The following is a 19,979-nucleotide window of genomic DNA, read 5'->3' as shown; positions in this document are numbered from 1 at the left end:
GGCGGCGGCCCGCCGCCAGCAGCTCCAGCGCCGAGGCCGGGTCCGCCCCGGCGGCGACCGCCGCCCGCAGCAGCGGGGCCGCCTCGTGGGCGGGGTGCCACAGGGCGACGTCGGTGGCCGTGCGGTCCAGGGTGGTCACCGCGACGCCGCACACCACCTCCACGTGGGAGGCGGGCAGGCGCGCGGTGCGGGTGCGCCGCCAGGCGGGGTCGCGCCGCGACCCGCCGGAGCGGGCGGCGCCGACGACGACGTCGACGACGACGAGCGCGTCGACCGCTCCCCGCAGCCACAGCGACGCCGCGCCGGCGACGACGTCACCGGGCTCCAGGCGCTCGGCCAGGAAGGCGGCGCGGGCGGTCGGGGAGGCGGCGGTGTCGGCGGGCAGGTGGCCGTCGGCCACGGCGACCAGGACGCCCTCGGCCACGAGGGCCGCTAGGTCGCTGGGCGCCAGCCCCGGCAGCGCTGGCGCCGGGCAGCCACCGGGCGCGGGCGGGCCCAGCAGCCAGGACAGCGCGGGGGAGACCACCCGCCCAGCCTGCCCGGACGGCGCGCCGCCGCGCTGGCGCCGTCCACAGGCCGCGCGCCCGGCGGCCCGCTGCCCGTGGACGGCGCGACGCGTCAGCCGGAGGCCTCCTGCGCGGTGCGGCGCGCGGCGTCCAGCCACAGGCGCCGCGCCTCCAGCGCGGCGCGCGCCTGCTCCTCGGCGCGGGCGTCGCCCTTGGCGCGGGCGGCCTCGAGGTCGGCCTCCAGGCCGGCGACCGCGCGCTCCAGCTGCTCCACGGCGCTGTCGGCGCGGGCCTTGACCTCGGGGTTGGTGCGCTTCCAGGTGGCCCGCTCGGCGTCGCTGACCGCCTGCTCCACCGCGCGCAGGCGCTTCTCGACGCGCTGGAGGTCGGCGCGCGGCACCTTGCCGGCGGCGTCCCAGCGCTCCTGGATCCCGCGCAGGGCGCGGCGGGCGGAGCGGTGGTCGGTGACGGGCACGAGCTTCTCGGCCTCGACCAGCAGCTCCTCCTTGACCACGAGGTTGCCGCGGAAGGACTCGTCCTCGGCCTCGTTGGCCGCGGTGCGGGCCGCGAAGAAGGCGTCCTGCGCCGCGCGGAAGCGCGCCCACAGCGCGTCGTCGTCCTTGCGCGACCCGCGGGGCGCGGCCTTCCACCGGTCCATGAGCTGGCGGTAGGCGGTGGACGTGGGCCCCCACGCGGTGGAGGTCGACAGCTCCTCCGCCTCGGTGACGATGCGCTCCTTGGCCTGCTTGGCCTCGGAGTTGCGGTCCTCCAGGGCCGAGAAGTAGGTGCGGCGGGCCCTGTCGAAGCTCGTGCGGGCGGCGCTGAAGCGCTTCCACAGCTCGTCCTCGGACTTCTTGTCCAGGCGCTGGGCGCGCTGGGCGTCCTTCCAGGCGTCGAGCAGCTCGCGCAGCCGGTCTCCGCTGGGGCGCCACTGCATGCGCTCGGGGTCGGTGGCCGCGATCTGCTCGGCCTCCTCCACGATCGCCGTGCGCGCCGCGAGCCCCGCCTCGCGGGCGGCGGCGCGCGCGGCGTCGGCCTCCTCGCGGCGCGCGGCAGCGACGGCCTCCAGGTCGCGGGTGCGCTGGGCCAGGCCCTCGAGGTCGCCCACGGCCTGCACGTCGGCCAGGGAGCTGCGCAGGGCGCGCAGCTGGCCGACGACCTCCCCCGGCGCCACCTCGGCGGACATGAGGCGCTGCTCGGCGATGTCGACCTGGGCCACGAGGACGTCGAACTCGCGGCCGTAGTGCGCGAGCGCGTCCGCCTCGGAGGCGTCGACGACGGTGCCGACCTGGCGCTCGCCCTCGGCGGTGCGGACCCAGACGACGCCCTCGGCGTCCATCCGGCCCCACGGCGTCGGGTCCGACGGCGGGCGGACGGCAGGCCGGGTGGTCGGCGCGTGCGGGCGGGGTGCGCGGCGCGGCTTGGGGGCCGGGCGGGGGCGGGCCGTCCCGGGCCCGGGCGTCGCCGGTGCGGCGGGGGCGGCGGCCTCGCCGGCGGCAGCGGGCTGGTCGGCCGTCTCGGCGGGAGCGCCGTCGGCCGTCGCCCCGGCGGGTGCCTCAGCGCCCTCGGCGGGTGCTTCAGCGACCTGGGCGGGGGCCTCAGGAGCCTCGGCGGGTGCGTCGGCGTCCTCGGTGGTGCCGGGTGCGGCCTCGGCCGGCGCGTCGGCCGTCGGGTCGGACGACGCCGCCTCGGCGTCCTCGCGGTCCGCCGCCTCGCGGAGGGCCTCTGCCACGTCGGCCACCTCGCCGGACCCGGTCGAGCCGGGGACCTCGCTCACCTCGGTGCGCTCGGCGGTGGTGGTGGGCTCGGTCACGGCGTCTCCGGCCTCCTCGCCTGCGGCGGGGGTGGGGGTCGTCTGGTCGCTCACTGGAGGGTCACCTGCTCGATGCTGATCGGGGTGGTCGGGGTTCCATCAGTACTGCCGGAGGAGGTCCCTCCGACGCCGGCGTCGGCCACCCGCTGCACGACGTCCAGGCCGCTGGTGATGCGGCCGAAGACCGTGTAGCCGCCCGCCGAGTCCGACGGGATGGTCGAGTCCTGGTACACGAGGAAGAACTGGCTGCCCTGGCTGTCACCGTTGCCGCCCTGGCGGGCCATGGCGATGGTGCCCGCCGGGTAGACGTCGTCCGACGGGGCGTTCTCCACCGGCCCGAAGGTGTAGCCGGGGCCACCCGTGCCGGTGCCGGTGGGGTCACCGCACTGCAGCACGTAGATGCCCGCCGTCGTCAGGCGGTGGCACGGCGTCCCGCCGAAGAAGCCCTGCTGCGCGAGCGTGACGAAGGAGGCGACGGCCTGCGGGGCTGCGGCGCCGTCGAGCTCCACGCCGATCGGCCCGCACGAGGTGTCGATGGTGCCCGTCCACGTCCGGGCCTGCGCCACCGACGGGTCCGGCGCGGTGCCGCCCTCCGAGGGCGTCACCGTGGGCGACGAGGTGGGCGGCGGGCAGGCGTCAGCCGGCAGCGAGGCGCTCACCGCCGGGCTGGCGCCGTCGCCGCCGGCCACCGGGTCGGCGGAGGGGCGGAAGCTGGAGAAGGCCACGGCGGCGATGCCCGCCACCACGACCAGCACGAGGGCCGCCGCCAGGGCGGTGTTCCGGCGACGCCGGCGCTCCGCGGCCCGGGCCGCCTGACGGCGCTGCCAGGCCTCGTGGCGGCGCCGCTCGTAGTCGCGCTCGCGCTCGCTCTTGCTGGGTGTCACGCCGCCCCCACCTCCTGCGGCCTCGTCGTGAGCCGGGTCGTCTGCGATCCCGCTGGACGAACGGGCCCGGGGGAGTCTACGGCGCGGCCCCGCGCGGGGGGCTGGCTAGGCTCCCCGCGTGCTGGCCGCTGCGATCCCGGACACCGTCATGGGCACCAACTGCTGGGTGCTCGCGACCGGCCCGGGCGCCGAGTGCGTGGTGGTCGACCCCGGCTTCGACGTGCTGGACCGGCTGCGCGCGGAGCTGGCCGAGCACCGGCTGCGGCCCGCCGCCGTCGTCCTGACCCACGGGCACGCCGACCACGTGTGGTCGGTGACCCCCGTCTGCCGCTCCGGCGCCAGCGGCAGCGGTGGGGTCCCCGCGCTGGTGCACGGCGAGGACCGCTACCGCCTCACCGACCCCCTCGCGAGCCTGTCGGCACCGCTGCGGGCGATGCTCGAGCAGCAGTTCGGCCCCTCGGCGCGCTGGGAGGAGCCGGACGACGTCCGCGAGCTCGTCGCCGACCAGGTGCTCGAGGTCGCCGGGCTCTCCCTGCGCGTGCAGCACGCCCCCGGCCACACCGAGGGCTCGGCCGTGCTGAGCCTGGAGGGGGTGCCCGACGTGCTCTCCGGCGCGCTCGCGGGCGCCGAGCGGGTGGTGGGGACGACGACGTCGACCCTGCTCGCCGGCGACGTGCTCTTCGCCGGGAGCATCGGCCGCTGCGACCTGCCCGGCGGCGACCCCGCCGCCATGGAGCGCTCCCTGCGCGAGGTGGTGCTCCCGATGCCCGACGAGCGGCTCGTGCTGCCCGGCCACGGGCCCGTCACCACCATCGGCCGCGAGCGCGCGACCAACCCGTTCCTGCCGCGCTGACACCTGCCCCCGCTGAGTCTGGAGACCCCCGTGGCCCGCCCCACCCCGCTGTCCGGCTTCCCCGAGCTGCTGCCCCAGGCCCGCCTGGTCGAGCAGCACGTGCTCGACGTGCTGCGCGAGGTGTTCGAGCTGCACGGCTTCTCCAGCATCGAGACCCGCGCGGTGGAGCCGCTGTCGGTGCTGCTGCGCAAGGGGGAGATCGACAAGGAGGTCTACGGCGTCCGCCGCCTCGCGGACACCGCCGCGGACGCGGGCGGGGCGGGGGAGCGGGGCGACGACCTGGCGCTCCACTTCGACCTCACCGTGCCCTTCGCGCGCTACGTCACCGAGAACGCCGGCCACCTGCAGTTCCCCTTCCGCCGCTACCAGGTGCAGAAGGTCTGGCGCGGCGAGCGCCCGCAGGAGGGCCGCTACCGCGAGTTCACCCAGGCCGACATCGACGTGGTCGACCGCGGCACCCTCGCCGTCCACCACGACGCCGACATGGCGCGCGTCATGGGGGAGGCCCTGGCCCGCCTGCCGCTGCCGGGCGTGACCCTGCAGGTCAACAACCGGCGCCTGGTGGAGGGCTTCTACCGGGGGCTCGGTCTGGAGGGAGACGTCCTCACCGGCTCGATCGGGGCGACGATGCGCGCCGTCGACAAGCTCGACAAGGTCGGCGCCCGCGGCGTCGCGGACCTGCTCGCGCAGGCGGGGCTGACGCAGGCCCAGGCCGACGGCGCGCTCGGCCTGGCGCAGGTGCGCGCCGGCGCCGGCGACCTGGTCCAGGCGGTGCGGGCCCTCGGCGTCACCCACGAGCTGCTCGACCAGGGCGTGGAGGAGCTGCTGGCGGTGCTCACCGCCGTGGACGACCTGCCCGCTGACCGCGTGGCCGTGGTGGCCGACCTCTCGGTGGCCCGCGGCCTGGACTACTACACCGGCACCGTCTACGAGACGCGCATGCGCGGCTGGGAGTCGCTGGGGTCGATCTGCTCGGGCGGGCGCTACGACGCCCTGGCCGACGACGGCCGCGACGTCTACCCCGGTGTCGGCATCAGCCTCGGCGTCACGCGGGCGATCACCCCGCTGCTGCAGCGCGGTGAGGTGCGCGCCAGCCGCCCGACCCCGACGGCCGTCGTCGTCGCCGTCGCCGACGAGGCGCGACGCCGGGAGGCCGACCGCGTGGCCCAGCAGCTGCGCGCCCGCGGCGTGCCCACGGAGGTCTCGCCGACGGCGGCGAAGTTCGGCAGGCAGATCCGCTTCGCGGACCGCCGCGGCGTGCCGTTCGTCTGGTTCCCCCAGGACGACGGGTCGCACGAGGTCAAGGACATCCGCTCCGGCGAGCAGGTGGCGGCCGACCCGGCCAGCTGGCTGCCGCCCGAGGCCGACCTGCGCCCGTCGGTCGTCGTGGGCGCCTAGGGCGTCACCGGCGCGGTTCGCCGCCGGTCGCGTCGTCCTGGCCGTCCAGGAAGGCGTCAGCCCGCTCCTGGGCGACGTCGACCTCGTCGGCGTACGTCCCGCCGGTGCGCGCGTCGATGCCGTCGCCGCGCTCCACCCGCTGTCCCGCCCGGTCGGCGGGCTCGCCGGGCAGCTGCCCGGCCCCGCCCCGCAGGTCCTCTGGTCCCGCCACGGTCTCCTCCTGGTGTCCCGGTCGCCTGGGGGCACGACGCTACGCACGCCTGGTGGACCCCGCCCGCCGTGCGGCAGGGTGCGGCGGGTGGCGGACCTCCTGGTGACCAGCGGACCGCCCGGGGCGGGCAAGAGCACCGTCGCCGCGCTGGTGGTCGCCGGCCTCGACGTGGCGGCCCTCGTGCCCGGTGACGCCTTCTTCGCCTTCTGGGCGCGCGGGGCCGTGCCGCCCTGGCTGCCCGAGGCGCACGCCCAGAACACCACCACCACCACCGCCGCTGCCGCGGCCGCCGGGGCGCTCGCGGCCGGTGGCTGCCCGGTGGTCTACGACGGGGTGGTGGGGCCGTGGTTCCTGCCGGCCTTCGCCGCCTCGGCCGCCCGGCAGGGGCTTCGCGTGCCGGGGGAGCTGCACCTCGCCGTCCTCCTCCCCGACCTGGAGCGCACCTCGCGGCAGGTGGCCTCGCGCACCGGGCACGGCTTCACCGACGCGGAGGCCACGGCGCGCATGCACGGGGAGTTCTCCGCGGCCGTGGGCGGCCTGCCGGAGCGGCACGTGCTGCGCGACCCGCCGCCGCGCCCGGAGGAGGTCGCCGCGCTCGTGGTCGAGCGCTGGGCGGCGGGCGCTCTGGTGGTCGACGCCTGATCAGGCGGGGGACAGGCCGCAGACGGCGCGCACGGCCGCGAGCCCCTCGGGGCTGCCCGGCCAGTGCCGCTCCAGGGCCTGCGGGCCGGCGCGGCGCACCACCGAGCGCAGCACGAGGGCGACGGCGACGACGTCGTCGGCCCAGCCGATCACCGGCAGGACGTCGGGGACGAGGTCGAACGGCAGCGCGAGGTAGCCCAGCAGCAGCCACAGCCGCACGCGCACGCCGCGCGGCAGGCTGCGGTCGGCCGCCAGGCGGCGCACCAGGCGCAGCAGGTCGGGCAGCAGGCGCAGCGCCTCGCGCCAGCCGGTGCGCCCCCGCGAGACCCGCCACAGGACGGCGACCAGCACCAGCCAGCACACGACCAGCGCCGCGACGAGGCCGCCGGCCACCGCCAGCAGCGTCCCTGCGTGCCCGCCCAGCTCCACGGGCCGACCGTAGCGGCCCGCCGGCCGCGGTCAGCGGCGTCCGGGCAGGACGACCGTGCCGCCGGGGGCCACGTGCTGCACGAGGTGGCGCAGGCCGCGGCGCTCCACCGCCGCGTCGAAGGCGGCCAGGGGAGACCTGAAGACGCCGTAGTCGCTGTGGTGGACCGGGACGACGCGGCGGGGGCGCACCAGGTCGACCAGCTCGGCGCCGTCCTCGGCGCCCAGGGTCACCACGGCCCCGCCGGGCAGCGTGGTGCCGCCCAGGTGCACCAGCGCCGCGTCGACCCCGTCGCCCTCCCGCAGCCGGGCGGCCAGGGCGCGCACCGCGTCGACCAGCAGCGTGTCGCCGGTGACGTAGACCCTCACCTGGACGCGCCCGTCCGGGCCCGCGAGCTCCACCAGGGAGCCCATCACCGGCGGCAGGAGCCGGGCCAGGGCGCCCGTGGCGTGCGCCCCTGGCAGCGAGGTCACCGCGGCGGTGACCCCCTCCTTGGTGAGCACCCGCTGCTCCCCGGTGCGCAGGCCCTCGGCGCGGCGGAAGCCGGCACGGCCCTGCAGCCGGCGCGCCGCGTGCGGCGTCGTGATGACCGGCAGGCCCCGGTCCAGGCCGCGGCGGGCGCGGCGGTCCCAGTGGTCGCCGTGCAGGTGGGAGAGCAGCACCGCGTCGAGGTCCGGGAGGTCGTCCACGCCGAGCGCCGGCTCGGTGAGCCGCCGGCTCACCAGCCCGTGGCCGAGCCAGGCCAGCTCTCCGCGGTGCAGGAAGTTGGGGTCGGTCAGCAGCGTGAACGGCCCCCACCGCAGCAGCACGGTGGCGTTGCCGATGAAGGTCGCGGTGGCGGGCTCGTCGGGGGTCACGGGGTCGCTCCTGCCGGCAGCGGCGCGGGGTCCGCCGGGCTCCAGACCGCGCCGTCACCACGAGGCTAGGCCGCGGGCGCCCCCGTGTCCTGGCCGCGACCCGGTGACCTCCGGGCCGTCACCGTCAGGCTCTCGCGCACTGTCAGGCCGCCAAGGCCGGATCCGGCCTCGACGGCCTGACGCTGCGGCTCGACCCGACACTGCGAGGTGGCCGATCTGGGGGCACCTCCCGCTCGCGGGGGACCACGATCGCGGAGGGGTGGGCGGTCGCCCACAGCGGAAACTCCTGGCGGCGGTCAGGGCCGCGCCCTAGCCTCGTTCGCCGGGGCAACGGGCCGAGGTGCCGGGCCCGTCCCCGACGTCCGTGGAGGTGCTCGGTGCTCGTCAGGCTCCTGCGGCGCTACCTCGAGCCGTACTGGCCGCTGCTGGTGGGGGTGGTCGTCTTCCAGACCGCCCAGACCCTCGCGTCGCTGTACCTGCCGACGCTCAACGCCGACATCATCGACCGCGGCGTGGTCACCGGGAACACCCGATACGTGCTGGTCACGGGCCTGTGGATGCTCCTGGTGGCGCTCGGGCAGGTGGTGACCACCGTCGTCGCCGTGTGGCTCGGCGCACGGGCGGCCACGGGCTTCGGGCGCGACGTGCGCGCGGCCGTCTTCGAGCACGTGGCGGCGCTGTCCGAGCGGGAGGTGGGGCGCTTCGGCGCGGCCAGCCTCATCACGCGCACCACCAACGACGTCCAGCAGGTGCAGATGCTCGTGCTCATGGGCGCGACCCTGCTCGTCGCCAGCCCCATCACCGCCGTCGGGGGCGTGGTGCTGGCGCTGCAGCAGGACGTCGGCATGGCGTGGGTGCTCGTCGTCGCCGTCCCGGTGCTGCTCGGGGCGGTGGGCGCGATCGTCGCGCGGATGGTGCCGCAGTTCCGGCTCATGCAGGTCCGCCTCGACGCCGTGAACCGGGTGCTGCGCGAGCAGCTGACCGGCGTCCGCGTGGTGCGCGCCTTCGTGCGCGAGCCGGTGGAGGAGCAGCGCTTCGCCGCTGCCAGCTCCGACCTGACCGCTACCGCGCTGCGGGCCGGGCGGCTGATGGCGCTCATGTTCCCCACCGTCATGCTCGTCATGAACGCCTCGAGCGTGGCCGTGGTGTGGTTCGGCGCCCACCGCATCGCCGACGGCGACCTGCAGGTCGGGCAGCTCACGGCGTTCCTCAGCTACCTGGTGCAGATCCTCATGGCCGTGATGATGACGACGATGCTGGCGTTCCTCCTGCCGCGCGCCGCCGTCTCCGCCGACCGCATCGGCGAGGTGCTCGAGGCCCAGCCGTCCGTCGTGCCGCCGTCCGCGGCCGAGGCCGTCCGCGAGGCCGACCTCGACCCCGCGCTGCGCGGCACCGTCGAGCTGCGCGCCGCCACGTTCTGCTACCCCGGCGCCGAGGAGCCGGTGCTGCACGAGGTCTCCTTCACCGCCGCCCCGGGGACGACGACGGCGGTGGTCGGGTCCACCGGAGGCGGCAAGACGACGCTGGTCAACCTGCTGCCCCGCCTCTTCGACGCCACCGGCGGGCAGGTGCTCGTGGACGGCGTGGACGTGCGCCGGCTCGACCCGGACGTGCTGTGGGACCGCATCGGGCTGGTGCCGCAGCGAGCACTGCTGTTCGCCGGCACCATCGCCTCCAACCTGCGCTTCGGGCGCCCCGACGCCACCGACGCCGAGCTGTGGGAGGCCCTCGAGGTCGCGCAGGCCGCCGACTTCGTGCGCGCGATGCCCGGCCAGCTCGCCGAGCCCGTCACCCAGGGCGGCACGAGCGTCTCCGGCGGGCAGCGCCAGCGCCTCGCCATCGCCCGCGCCCTGGTGAAGAGACCGGCCGTCTACGTCTTCGACGACGCGTTCAGCGCCCTGGACACCGCCACCGACGCCCGGCTGCGCGCCGCGCTCGACGCCGCCGACGGCGTGCGGGGGGCGACGCGCGTCGTCGTCGCCCAGCGCGTGGCGACGGTCGTCTCGGCCGACCAGATCCTCGTGCTCGAGCACGGCAGGGTGGTCGCCCGCGGGACGCACGCCGAGCTCCTCGAGACCTCCCCGGAGTACTCCGAGATCGTCACCAGCCAGCTCTCCGCCGCGGAGGCCGTCGCATGAGCTCCTCAGCGTCGGCGCGGCCGGTCCCTCCCCAGCGCCGGGGGCCCATGGGCGGCGGCGGGCCCATGGGCATGGCGATGCCCACCGAGAAGTCCAAGGACTTCTGGCCCAGCACGAGGCGCCTCCTGGGCCGCCTGCGGCCGGAGCGGGCGTGGATCGCGCTCGTCGTCGTCGTCGGCGCGGCCTCGGTGGCCCTCGCCGTGGCCGGCCCGAAGCTGCTCGGGACGGCCACCGACGTCGTGGTGGCCGGAGCCGTCGGCGCGCGCTTCCCGGCCGGGACCACTCGCGAGGCGGTGCTCGCCCAGCTGGCGGCCACGGGGAGCGCCTCCGAGGTCGACTTCCTGCGCACCGTCGACTTCACCCCCGGCCAGGGCGTCGACTTCCCCAGGCTGGGCGCCCTGCTGCTGCTCGTCCTCGGGCTGTACCTGGCCTCGGCCGTGCTCGGCTGGCTGCAGGGGTACGTGCTGGCCGGCGTCACCCAGCGGACCGTCCACCGCCTGCGCGAGGACGTCGAGCGCAAGATCAACGCGCTGCCGCTGTCGCACCTGGACCGCACGCCGCGCGGCGAGCTGCTCAGCCGCGTCACCAACGACATCGACAACGTCTCCCAGACGGTCCAGCAGACCCTGAGCCAGCTCGTGACGTCCCTGCTGACCGTGGTCGGCGTGGTCGTCATGATGGTGTGGATCTCGCCGGTCCTCGCGCTCGTGGCGCTGGTGACGATCCCGCTGACCGTGGTGGTCACGGGCCTCATCGCCAAGCGCTCCCAGGGGCTCTTCGCGGCGCAGTGGGCGCGCACCGGGGAGCTGAACGCCCAGGTCGAGGAGGCTTTCACCGGGCACGCCCTGGTCAAGGTCTTCGGGCGGCGCCGGGAGGTGGCCGACCGCTTCGCGGTGACCAACGGCCAGCTGCACGACGCCGCCTTCGGCGCGCAGTTCGTCTCCGGGCTGATCATGCCGGCGCTGACGTTCGTGGGGAACCTCGTCTACGTGGGCATCGCCGTCGTGGGCGGCCTCATGGTCGCCGGCGGGCAGATGCGCATCGGCGACGTGCAGGCCTTCGTCCAGTACTCGCGCCAGTTCACCCAGCCCCTCGCGCAGCTGGGGTCGATGGCCAACCTCCTGCAGTCCGGCGTGGCCAGCGCCGAGCGGGTCTTCGAGCTGCTCGACGCCGAGGAGCAGACCCCGGACCGCGCCGGCTCCGCGGACGCGGGGGCCGCCGTGGTCGACGGGCCCGGCCGGCTCGAGCTCGAGCACGTCCGGTTCAGCTACGACCCGTCCACGCCGCTCATCGAGGACCTCTCCCTGGTCGCCGAGCCCGGCCAGACCGTGGCCATCGTCGGGCCCACCGGCGCCGGCAAGACGACGCTGGTCAACCTCGTCATGCGCTTCTACGAGGTCGACGGCGGCCGCATCCTGCTCGACGGCGTCGACGTGCGCGACCTGCCCCGCTCCGCCCTGCGGGCCGCCACGGGCATGGTCCTGCAGGACACGTGGCTGTTCGGCGGCACCATCCGCGACAACATCCGCTACGGACGCCCCGACGCGACCGAGGCCGAGGTCGAGCAGGCCGCCCGCGACGCGCTCGCGGACAGGTTCGTGAGGTCGCTGCCGGCCGGGTACGACACCGTCATCGACGACGAGGCCTCCAACCTCTCCGCGGGGGAGCGGCAGCTGCTGACCATCGCCCGCGCCTTCCTGCGCCGGCCGAAGCTCCTCATCCTCGACGAGGCCACCAGCTCGGTGGACACCCGCACCGAGCTGCTCGTGCAGCGGGCGATGGCCGAGCTGCGGCGGGACAGGACGGCGTTCGTCATCGCCCACCGCCTCTCGACCATCCGTGACGCCGACCTCATCCTCGTCATGGAGGCGGGCCGGCTGGTGGAGCAGGGCACGCACGCCGAGCTGCTGGCGGCGGGCGGCGCGTACGCGCGCCTGTACGAGGCGCAGTTCGCCGCCCCCGTCGACGAGGTCGCCGCTCCCGCGGTCCCCACCGCCCGCTGACCCGGGGCTCGCGCCCGGGCGGCCGGGCGGCGTGGACCTTCCGGAGTCGGCCCTTCTCAGCGGGTCGCGGGTGGCAGGGCCCCGACAAGGGCCAGGTCCGGAACGTGCAGCAGACGGCACCGGTGCGTCACCGCGGCGCGAGGGACCCCGGTCCTGGGGGTCCTGGGGGTCCTAGGGGATCGGGGTGACTCGGTCAGCCCTCAGAAGGCGTCGCCGGTGCGCCAGGGCATCTGCTGGAGCACCAGGGAGTTGCCGTCCGGGTCCTGCAGGCCGGCGTAGAGCACGCCCCCGCCGGCGTCGATGACCTCTCCGACCTCCACCCCGCGGCCAAGCAGCTCGGCCCGGGCGGCCTCGACGTCGGCGACGACGAGGTGCAGGCCGCGCACCGAGCCGGGCTGGCCCTCGTACACGGGCAGACCGGTGCCGAACCCGATCGAGCAGGCCGACCCGGGCGGCGTCACCTGCACGACGCGGACGCCCGGTGCGGGGGTGACGTCGACGTCGACGCTGAAGCCGAGGCGGCCGGCGTAGAAGGCCTTGGCGGCGTCGACGTCGGAGACGGGCAGCGGCACCAGCTCGAGCTTCATGTCCACAGCGCGGAGCCTGGCGCGCCGGTGACCCCGCGGTGTTGTGGCGCGCAGCTGCGTGATCGTGGCCGGGGAGGAGGCGACGTCCCCAGGGCCCTCTGAGAGCGCTCACAGCGGCGGCCAACTAGCGTGCGGAGCATGACGGACATGGAGACGAGGACGCTCGGGCGCACGGGGGCGCAGGTCGGCGTGGTCGGGCTGGGGTGCTGGCAGATCGGCGGCGGCTGGGGCGACGTCAGCGACGCCGACGCCACCGCGACGCTGCACGCGGCGCTGGAGAGCGGCACCACCCTGTTCGACACCGCCGACGTCTACGGCGACGGTCGCAGCGAGCAGCTCATCGGGGCCTTCCTGCGCGAGCTGCCCGAGGCCGACCGGCCCTTCGTGGCCACCAAGTGCGGCCGCCGGGCGGACCCCCACGAGCCGGCGGCGTACACCGCCGCGAACTTCCGGGCGTGGACGGACCGCTCGCGGAAGAACCTCGGCGTCGACCGGCTCGACCTGGTCCAGCTGCACTGCCCGCCGACGCCGGTCTACTCCGACGACGCCGTCTTCGACGCCCTCGACCAGCTCGTCGCCGACGGTGCGATCGCCGCGTACGGCGTCTCGGTGGAGACGGTGGAGGAGGCGCTGACCGCCATCGCGCGGCCGGGCGTGGCCAGCGTGCAGATCATCCTCAACGCCTTCCGCCGCAAGCCGCTCGAGCGCGTGCTGCCCGCGGCCGCCGAGGCGGGCGTGGGGATCCTCGCGCGCGTGCCGCTGGCGTCCGGGCTGCTCACCGGCAAGTACGACGAGAGCACGCAGTTCGGCGAGGACGACCACCGGAGCTTCAACCGCAACGGCGAGCAGTTCGACAAGGGCGAGACCTTCTCCGGCGTGCCCTACGACGTGGGGGTGGCTGCTGCCCGCGAGGTGGCGGCGCTGGCCTCCGAGGCCGGTGACGGCGTCACCACGGCGCAGCTGGCGCTGCGGTGGATCCTCGACCAGACCGGCGTGACGGCGGCCATCCCGGGTGCGCGCAACCCCGGCCAGGCGAGCGCCAACGCCGCGGCCGCCTCGGTGGCGCCCCTGGGTGACGACGTGCTGGCCGCCTTCGAGCGCATCTACGACGAGCGCATCCGCGAGCACGTGCACGCGAGCTGGTGACCACCCCGTGACAGGGCCGTGAGCGGCCCGGGCGTCCTGTCGGCGGGGGAGGACGGCGCTGCCGGTCCGTCCCCGCCGGCGGGCGCGCCCCGACACGGGTGGCCCCGGTGGGCGCGCTGGGCGCGGGGGAGCGAGCTGGCGCTGGTCTACGCCGGCCTGGTGCTGGCGGTGGCCGTCGTCCTGGCGCTCCTGCCGGAGGCCGTCCACCAGCGGGCGGTGCTCGCGGCCAGCACCAACATCGAGAACCTCCGCCACGACCCCGCCGCGGTGCTGCTGCTGAGCGCCTTCGTGGTGCAGAGCTCCGGCGAGGTCCTGCTGCTCGTGCCCCTCGTGGTGGTCATGACCGTGTGCAGCCGCCGGATCGGGCGCCTGTCCACCGCGGTCGCGGCCCTGTTCGGCCACGTCGGCGCGACGCTCGTGGTCGCCACGTTCCTCGCCGCGGGAGTGCGGCAGGGCGTCGTGTCGCGCAGCGTCACCACCGCCCCGGACGTCGGGGTGAGCTACGCGCTGGCGGGGGTGGCGGGCCTGCTCGCGGCCTGCCTGCCGCGCTGGTGGCGCTGGCTCTACGTGGCCGCGGCCCTCGCGGCGCTGGCGGTGCTGCTCCGCGCCGACCCCGACTTCACGGGCGCCGGCCACGTGCTGGCCTTCACCACCGGGCTCGGCCTGGCCGTGGTCGCGGCGCAGGCCCAGCGGCCAGCGGCACGCCGTCGCTGACCACCGGGCCCGGTGCGGTCCGCCGCCGGAGTCCGCGCCTGACGGCGCGCCGCGGCGGCGACTAGGCTCGCCGGGGCTCTGCCCTGAGCGACTCCCCAGACTGGAAGGTCGGTACACCGCGTGCTCCGCAGCCACTCCGCAGGAACCCTGCGCGCCGCCCACGACGGCGAGCAGGTCACCCTCGCCGGGTGGGTGGGCCGACGCCGAGACCACGGCGGTGTGGCCTTCCTCGACCTGCGCGACGCCTCCGGCGTGGTGCAGGTGGTGGTCCGCGACGAGCTGCTGGCCTCCTCCGGCGCGCACGCGCTGCGCAGCGAGTTCGTCGTGCAGGTCACCGGCGCCGTGCGCCTGCGCCCGGTCGGCAACGAGAACCCCGCGCTGCCCACCGGCGACGTCGAGGTGGTCGCCGAGCAGCTGACCGTCCTGAACGAGGCCGCGCCGCTGCCCTTCCCGATCGAGGCAGCTGGCGAGCAGGTGAACGCCCCCGGTGAGGAGGTGCGCCTGCGCCACCGCTACCTCGACCTGCGCCGGCCCGCCCCCGCCGCCGCCCTGAAGCTGCGCAGCGAGGCCAACCGCGTGGCCCGCGACGTGCTCCTCGCCGACGGGTTCACGGAGGTGGAGACGCCCACGCTGACGCGCTCCACCCCCGAGGGCGCCCGCGACTTCCTCGTGCCCGCGCGCCTCGCGCCCGGCTCCTGGTACGCCCTGCCGCAGAGCCCGCAGCTGTTCAAGCAGCTGCTCATGGTCGCCGGGGTCGAGAAGTACTTCCAGATCGCCCGCTGCTACCGCGACGAGGACTTCCGCGCCGACCGGCAGCCGGAGTTCACCCAGCTCGACGTCGAGATGGCCTTCGTCGAGCAGGACGACGTCATCGCGCTGGCCGAGAAGGTGCTCGTCGGCCTGTGGTCGCTCATCGGGCACACCCTCGACACGCCGATCCCGCGGATGACCTACCGCGACGCGATGGCCCGCTACGGCTCGGACAAGCCCGACCTGCGCTTCGGGGTGGAGCTCGTCGACTGCACCTCCTACTTCGCCGAGACACCCTTCCGCGTGTTCCAGGCGCCGTACGTCGGTGCCGTGGTCATGCCCGGCGGCGCCTCGCAGCCCCGCAAGCAGCTCGACGCCTGGCAGGAGTTCGCCAAGCAGCGCGGGCACCGCGGCCTGGCCTACGTGCTGGTGGGCGAGGACGGGGAGCTGTCGGGCCCGGTGGCCAAGAACCTGTCCGAGACCGAGCGCGCGGGCCTGGCCGCCAAGGTCGGAGCCGTCCCGGGCGACTGCGTGTTCTTCGCCGCCGGCCCCGCCTCGGGAGCCCGCTCGCTGCTCGGCGCCACCCGCCTGGAGATCGGCCGCCGGTGCGGGCTCGTCGACGAGTCGCAGTGGGCGTTCGTCTGGGTGGTCGATGCGCCGCTGTTCGAGCCGGCCGAGGCCGCCGTGGCCGCCGGCGACGTCGCCGTCGGCGCCGGCGCGTGGACGGCGGTGCACCACGCCTTCACCTCGCCCAAGCCCGAGCACCTCGACACCTTCGACAGCTCGCCCGAGGCGCCGGGAGAGGCGCTGGCGTACGCCTACGACATCGTCTGCAACGGCAACGAGATCGGCGGCGGCAGCATCCGCATCCACCGCCGCGACGTCCAGGAGCGGGTGTTCCGCGTCATGGGCATCTCCCCGGAGGACGCGCAGGAGAAGTTCGGCTTCCTCCTGGACGCGTTCGGCTACGGCGCCCCGCCGCACGGGGGCATCGCCTTCGGGTGGGACCGCATCGTCGCGCTGCTGACCCGCTCGGACTCGATCCGCGAGGTCATCGCCTTCCCCAAGTCCGGTGGCGGCTACGACCCGCTGACCGCGGCCCCGGCGCCGATCACGGCGGCGCAGCGCGCCGAGGCCGGCATCGACGGCCCCCCGAAGAAGCCCGAGCCGAAGGCGCCCCCCGCGCCCTGACCCCCTCCCCGTCCGTGATCATGGGCGATCGGCCACCTGGACTTGGGGCCGATCGCCCATGATCACGAGGGTCAGGAGGCGCGGCGGCTCCGGGACGCACTGCTCGACCGGCCGCCTGAGCCGCCGTTCCTCGTGCGCAGGTAGTCCGACACCACGAACTCCCCGAGCCGGTCCAGCGACGGCGCGAACACCCGCCCGCCGTTGCGCCGCGCCATCGCGTCGGCGAAGCGCCGCAGCCCCGGGTCCTCGCCCAGCAGGAACGTGTTGATCGCCACGCGGGAGCGCGTCATCGCGTCGACCTCCGCGACGGTGCGGCGCAGCGTCTCCGGGGACGTCGGCCAGTCGAACCACGCCTCGCCGCCGTCGTCGAGGTGCGCGGTCGGCTCACCGTCGGTGACCACCAGGACCACCGGCTGGGCGTCCGGGTGCCGCGAGACGTGACGGCGCGCCAGCGCCAGCGCGTGCTGGAGGTTGGTCCCTTGGATCCACGCCGGCTCGACGGCCGCCAGCTCCGCGGTGGACATGGTCCGCGCCGTCCTGTCGAAGCCGATGATCTCGAACGCGTCGTGGGGGTGCTGCGTCGCCACGAGGTGCGCCAGCGCCATGGCGGTCTGCTTCATCGGCGCCCAGCGATCCTCGGCGTACATCGACCACGACAGGTCCACGCACAGCGCCACCGCCGCGCTGGAGCGCCGCTCGGTCTCGGCCACCGCGAAGTCCTCCGGCAGCAGCCGCACCCCGCGCCTCTCGGAGGACGACGACGGCGAGCGCGTCGCCGCGGAGCGCATCACGGCCCGGCGCACCGTGGCGACGGCGTCCAGCGGCTGCTCGTCGCCGAACTGCCACTCGCGCCACGTGCCCGTGGCCTCGCCGGCCGCACCGGCGGAGCGCTCGTCGTGGCTGCCCCTGCGGGTCGACTCCAGGTCGGCGAAGACGCGGCGCAGCGCGGTCTGGCCGAGCCGTCGCAGCGCCTTGGGCGACAGCTGCAGCTGGCTCGCCGGGCCGGTCAGCCAGCCCTGCCGCTTGAGCTCACGCTCCAGTTCGGCCAAGCGCCGCAGCTGGTTCGCCGCACCGGTGCCGAGCTGGCGCTCGACCGCCTCGACGTCGACGTCGTCCAGTCCCTGTCCCGGACCGTCCATCGCGAGCTGGTCGTCGAGGTCGTCGAGGTCCGCCAGCTCTGCCAGGGCGCCGGTGGCGTCGTCCATCCCGAGCGGCTGTGAGCCGTTGAAGGACTCCCGCCCCCGGCCGCGCACGAAGGCGCCGGGGCGCAGGTCCTGCAGGTGCTGGTTGAGCGCGCTGACCTCGGCCTCCAGCCCGGCGTCGGCCATGGCCTGCGCCATGAGCTGCTGCAGCTGGCTGCGCTCCTCCTTGGACAGCGAGCGCATGAGCCGCTGCATGGCTGCGGCGCGCTGGGCGAGGGCGTCGAGCAGCTCGTCGACGTCCTTCGGGTCCTCGGGGAAGGCCTCGCCGTGCTTCGCCATGAACTCGGCGAACTGGTCAGTGGTGTCGTCGCCGCGCTCGTGCGCCGCGAGGAGGGCGTTGAGGTCCCCGAGGAGCTCCTTGACGCCCTCCATCGACTGGCCCTGCTGACCCCCTTCGCCGCCCTCGCCCTGCTGGCCCACCTGCCCGAGCCCGGGGATCTGCGCGCGCAGCGCCTGCTGGCGCAGGTCGTCGAGGAGCTCCTGGTAGGTCTGCTGCGCGGCCGTCGAGGTCCACTCGTAGTCGGCGAGCTCCCGCACGGCCGCGGCGGTGCGGCGGGGGAGCGCGTCGAGCTGGGCGTGGGCGAGGGCCGCCTCGGTCGCGTCGGCGCCGGCGCCCTCCTCACCGGCCGACTCGCGCTCGGCAGCCTCGGCGGCCTTCTGGTCCAGCGCCGCGCGCTCGGTGGTCAGCGCCTGCTCGAGCTTCTCGCGCGCCTGCTGCAGCGACCCGGACAGGTCCCCGGAGGAGCGCAGCTGCTCGCGGCGGCGCCGCACCCGCTCGCGCAGGGCGTCGAGGCCCTCCCGGCGCCCCCGCTCGTCCTCCAGCCCGTTCCGCAGCAGGTCGCGCAGGGCCTCCTGGAGCGAGCGGCCCTGCATGACGTCGCGCCCGATGGCGTCGACGGCGGCGCGCACGTCGTAGGGAGGGGCGAGCGGGTCCGCCCCGCCGTCCCACGCGCCGTACCGGTAGGCCCTGCTCATCGCGCTGCCCTCCCTCGTCCACCCACCTCGCCAGCCCGGCCGGCCGTGGTGGAAGTGCTTCCAAAGTTGGCCCGAACTCTCTGTCGGTGAAAGGACCTGCGAGTCAGGGCCGACTCTGGAAGGTCCTGGAGATGAACCCGGCACCGCGCAGCCGCTCGAGCGGGCCGTGGCGCGTCGTCGTCGTCCTGGTGGGTCTGTCAGCCGCCGTAGACGGCGCGGTCGCCGTGGCCGTCGCTGCTGGCCTCGACGTCCTTGGCCAGCCGGCGCGTGAGGTGCAGGCCCTCCAGGACCATCTCCACCCCCGCCGCGGCCTGCCCGGGGGTCGGGGCCTCCGGCAGGCCGAGCCGGGAGAGGACCTTGGCCAGCCCGTCGACGCGGCCGACCTGCTCCAGCAGCTCGGCGCTGCTCACCAGCTCCCCGGTGAAGACCGTGCCGCCCTCGGCGACCAGGGAGGTGAAGCCCGACAGGTCCGCACCGCCCAGTCGCGCGCGGAAGACCTCCGCGACGGCCGTGCGCAGCAGGTGCACGAGCACCTCCTCCTCGCGGCCCTCCTCGCCGGACTCGAACTCCACCTTGCCGCGCAGCGTGGGCACGACGCCGTAGGCGTCACCGACGCGGGCCACCGGCTCGTCGCCGGTGAGCGCCGCGCGCCGCAGGGCCGCGCCCGACAGCGTCTCGGCCGCTGCGACGGCGAAGCGGGCCGAGACGCCCGAGCGGGCGTCGACGGCGGGCGACTCGCGCACCGCCCGCGTGAAGCGGGCCACGACCTCCAGCAGGTGGCGCGGCACGTCGGCCACCAGCCGGGCCTCCTGGGCGACCAGCTGCACCTCGAGGTCGACGTCGAGGGGGTAGTGCGTGCGCACCTCCGCCCCGAACCTGTCCTTCAGCGGCGTGATGATGCGGCCGCGGTTGGTGTAGTCCTCGGGGTTGGCGCTGGCCACCACGAGGACGTCGAGCGGCAGCCGCAGCGTGTAGCCGCGCACCTGCACGTCGCGCTCCTCGAGCACGTTGAGCAGCGAGACCTGGATGCGCTCGGCGAGGTCGGGCAGCTCGTTGACGGCGAAGATCCCGCGGTGGGTGCGGGGCACGAGGCCGTAGTGGATGGTGTCGGGGTCGCCCAGCGTGCGGCCCTCGGCGATGCGGACGGGGTCGACGTCGCCGATCAGGTCGCCGACGGAGGTGTCCGGCGTCGCGAGCTTCTCGGCGTAGCGCTCGGAGCGGTGCCGCCAGGTGACCGGCAGGTCGTCGCCGAGCTCGGCGACGCGGCGCACGGAGGCCGGCGTGATCGGCTCCAGGGGGTGCTCGCCCAGCTCGGAGCCCTCGATGACGGGGGTCCACTCGTCCAGGAGGGCGACCAGGGAGCGGATGAGGCGGGTCTTGCCCTGGCCGCGCTCGCCGAGGAGCACGAGGTCGTGCCCGGCGAGCAGCGCGCGCTCCACCTCGGGCAGCACGGTGTCGTCGAAGCCGACGACGCCGGGGAAGCGGTCCTGCCCGGAGCGCATGCGCGCCAGGAGGTTCTCGCGCAGCTCGGCCTTGACCGAGCGGGGCTGCGCCTGGGGGAGCCCGCTGCTGCGCAGGGCCCCCAGCGTGGTGGGCAGGTCGGCGGGAGGGGTGTGGAGGACGGACGGCGACGGGGCCGCATGCTGCGTCACCACCTCACGCTACGTCCGTATCGTGCCGAG

At 75.8% G+C, this 19,979-nt stretch carries 17 protein-coding genes; 9 read left to right on the top strand and 8 right to left on the bottom strand.

Going from position 1 to position 19,979, the window contains the following annotated elements; all coding sequences use genetic code 11:
* Nucleotides 1-163: 163 nt before the first annotated feature.
* Nucleotides 164-436 carry a hypothetical protein gene (locus ACUN9U_RS14805; protein WP_445485777.1) on the top strand — a complete coding sequence of 91 codons (273 nt, stop codon included), beginning with the start codon at nt 164-166 and terminating at the stop codon, nt 434-436.
* Nucleotides 437-618: 182 nt separating this feature from the next.
* On the opposite strand, the gene ACUN9U_RS14800 is transcribed toward ACUN9U_RS14805, so the two are convergent.
* Complete coding sequence (locus ACUN9U_RS14800) at nt 619-2,373, bottom strand: DUF349 domain-containing protein (protein ID WP_445485776.1); 1,755 nt, start codon at nt 2,371-2,373, stop codon at nt 619-621.
* Nucleotides 2,370-3,203, bottom strand: a complete 834-nt coding sequence (locus tag ACUN9U_RS14795) for a peptidylprolyl isomerase (RefSeq protein ID WP_445485775.1) — start codon at nt 3,201-3,203, stop codon at nt 2,370-2,372. Before ACUN9U_RS14795 ends, ACUN9U_RS14800 begins: the two co-directional genes overlap by 4 nt.
* Nucleotides 3,204-3,321: 118 nt before the next feature.
* Between ACUN9U_RS14795 and ACUN9U_RS14790 the strand changes: the two genes are divergently transcribed.
* A complete protein-coding gene (locus ACUN9U_RS14790) occupies nt 3,322-4,056 on the top strand; it encodes an MBL fold metallo-hydrolase (protein ID WP_445485774.1) in 735 nt (244 codons plus the stop codon).
* Nucleotides 4,057-4,086: 30 nt separating this feature from the next.
* Nucleotides 4,087-5,454 (top strand): histidine--tRNA ligase, encoded by a 1,368-nt coding sequence (hisS, locus tag ACUN9U_RS14785; protein ID WP_445485773.1) that lies wholly within the window; start codon nt 4,087-4,089, stop codon nt 5,452-5,454.
* Nucleotides 5,455-5,458: 4 nt separating this feature from the next.
* On the opposite strand, the gene ACUN9U_RS14780 is transcribed toward hisS, so the two are convergent.
* Nucleotides 5,459-5,665 carry an antitoxin gene (locus ACUN9U_RS14780; protein WP_445485772.1) on the bottom strand — a complete coding sequence of 69 codons (207 nt, stop codon included), beginning with the start codon at nt 5,663-5,665 and terminating at the stop codon, nt 5,459-5,461.
* An 87-nt stretch (nt 5,666-5,752) separates the two neighbouring features.
* Between ACUN9U_RS14780 and ACUN9U_RS14775 the strand changes: the two genes are divergently transcribed.
* Nucleotides 5,753-6,307: an AAA family ATPase gene (locus ACUN9U_RS14775; RefSeq protein ID WP_445485771.1), complete on the top strand. Its 555-nt coding sequence runs from the start codon at nt 5,753-5,755 to the stop codon at nt 6,305-6,307.
* Here ACUN9U_RS14775 and ACUN9U_RS14770 read toward each other — a convergent pair whose 3' ends face one another.
* Together ACUN9U_RS14770 and ACUN9U_RS14765 are read right to left on the bottom strand one after the other, a co-directional pair.
* Complete coding sequence (locus ACUN9U_RS14770) at nt 6,308-6,736, bottom strand: YkvA family protein (protein ID WP_445485770.1); 429 nt, start codon at nt 6,734-6,736, stop codon at nt 6,308-6,310.
* 30 nt (nt 6,737-6,766) lie between these two features.
* A complete protein-coding gene (locus ACUN9U_RS14765) occupies nt 6,767-7,591 on the bottom strand; it encodes an MBL fold metallo-hydrolase (protein ID WP_445485769.1) in 825 nt (274 codons plus the stop codon).
* Nucleotides 7,592-7,968: 377 nt separating this feature from the next.
* On the opposite strand from ACUN9U_RS14765, the gene ACUN9U_RS14760 reads away from it, so the two are divergent.
* Both ACUN9U_RS14760 and ACUN9U_RS14755 read left to right on the top strand, forming a co-directional pair.
* Complete coding sequence (locus tag ACUN9U_RS14760) at nt 7,969-9,729, top strand: ABC transporter ATP-binding protein (RefSeq protein ID WP_445485768.1); 1,761 nt, start codon at nt 7,969-7,971, stop codon at nt 9,727-9,729.
* Nucleotides 9,726-11,732, top strand: coding sequence for an ABC transporter ATP-binding protein (locus ACUN9U_RS14755; RefSeq protein WP_445485767.1), 2,007 nt, complete (start codon nt 9,726-9,728; stop codon nt 11,730-11,732). The genes ACUN9U_RS14760 and ACUN9U_RS14755 overlap by 4 nt, the downstream gene beginning before the upstream one ends.
* Before the next feature lie 200 nt (nt 11,733-11,932).
* On the opposite strand, the gene ACUN9U_RS14750 is transcribed toward ACUN9U_RS14755, so the two are convergent.
* Nucleotides 11,933-12,325, bottom strand: a complete 393-nt coding sequence (locus ACUN9U_RS14750; RefSeq protein WP_445485766.1) for a VOC family protein — start codon at nt 12,323-12,325, stop codon at nt 11,933-11,935.
* 141 nt (nt 12,326-12,466) lie between these two features.
* Here ACUN9U_RS14750 and ACUN9U_RS14745 point away from each other — a divergent pair, with 141 nt between their 5' ends.
* From ACUN9U_RS14745 to aspS, 3 genes are all read left to right on the top strand, one after another.
* On the top strand, nt 12,467-13,465 hold the full coding sequence (locus tag ACUN9U_RS14745; protein ID WP_445485811.1) for an aldo/keto reductase: 999 nt from the start codon (nt 12,467-12,469) through the stop codon (nt 13,463-13,465).
* Between the two features lie 18 nt (nt 13,466-13,483).
* Entirely contained in the window at nt 13,484-14,179 is a 696-nt protein-coding gene (locus tag ACUN9U_RS14740; protein WP_445485765.1) for a rhomboid-like protein, read from the top strand.
* A 120-nt stretch (nt 14,180-14,299) separates the two neighbouring features.
* Nucleotides 14,300-16,120, top strand: a complete 1,821-nt coding sequence (gene aspS, locus ACUN9U_RS14735; RefSeq protein WP_445485764.1) for an aspartate--tRNA ligase — start codon at nt 14,300-14,302, stop codon at nt 16,118-16,120.
* Between the two features lie 71 nt (nt 16,121-16,191).
* Here aspS and ACUN9U_RS14730 read toward each other — a convergent pair whose 3' ends face one another.
* Nucleotides 16,192-18,297 carry a vWA domain-containing protein gene (locus tag ACUN9U_RS14730; RefSeq protein WP_445485763.1) on the bottom strand — a complete coding sequence of 702 codons (2,106 nt, stop codon included), beginning with the start codon at nt 18,295-18,297 and terminating at the stop codon, nt 16,192-16,194.
* A 197-nt stretch (nt 18,298-18,494) separates the two neighbouring features.
* Nucleotides 18,495-19,949 carry a sigma 54-interacting transcriptional regulator gene (locus ACUN9U_RS14725; protein WP_445485762.1) on the bottom strand — a complete coding sequence of 485 codons (1,455 nt, stop codon included), beginning with the start codon at nt 19,947-19,949 and terminating at the stop codon, nt 18,495-18,497.
* Nucleotides 19,950-19,979 lie beyond the last annotated feature (30 nt).

It is taken from the genome of Quadrisphaera sp. KR29, from assembly GCF_052644995.1.
This window is presented reverse-complemented; position numbering and strand designations above follow the sequence as displayed.

Bases quoted from the DNA above. Each gene is read 5' to 3' on its own strand.
- ACUN9U_RS14755 (WP_445485767.1), top strand. From the start codon at position 9,726: ATGAGCTCCTCAGCGTCGGCGCGGCCGGTCCCTCCCCAGCGCCGGGGG.
- ACUN9U_RS14745 (WP_445485811.1), top strand. From the start codon at position 12,467: ATGGAGACGAGGACGCTCGGGCGCACGGGGGCGCAGGTCGGCGTGGTC.
- ACUN9U_RS14730 (WP_445485763.1), bottom strand. From the start codon at position 18,297: ATGAGCAGGGCCTACCGGTACGGCGCGTGGGACGGCGGGGCGGACCCG.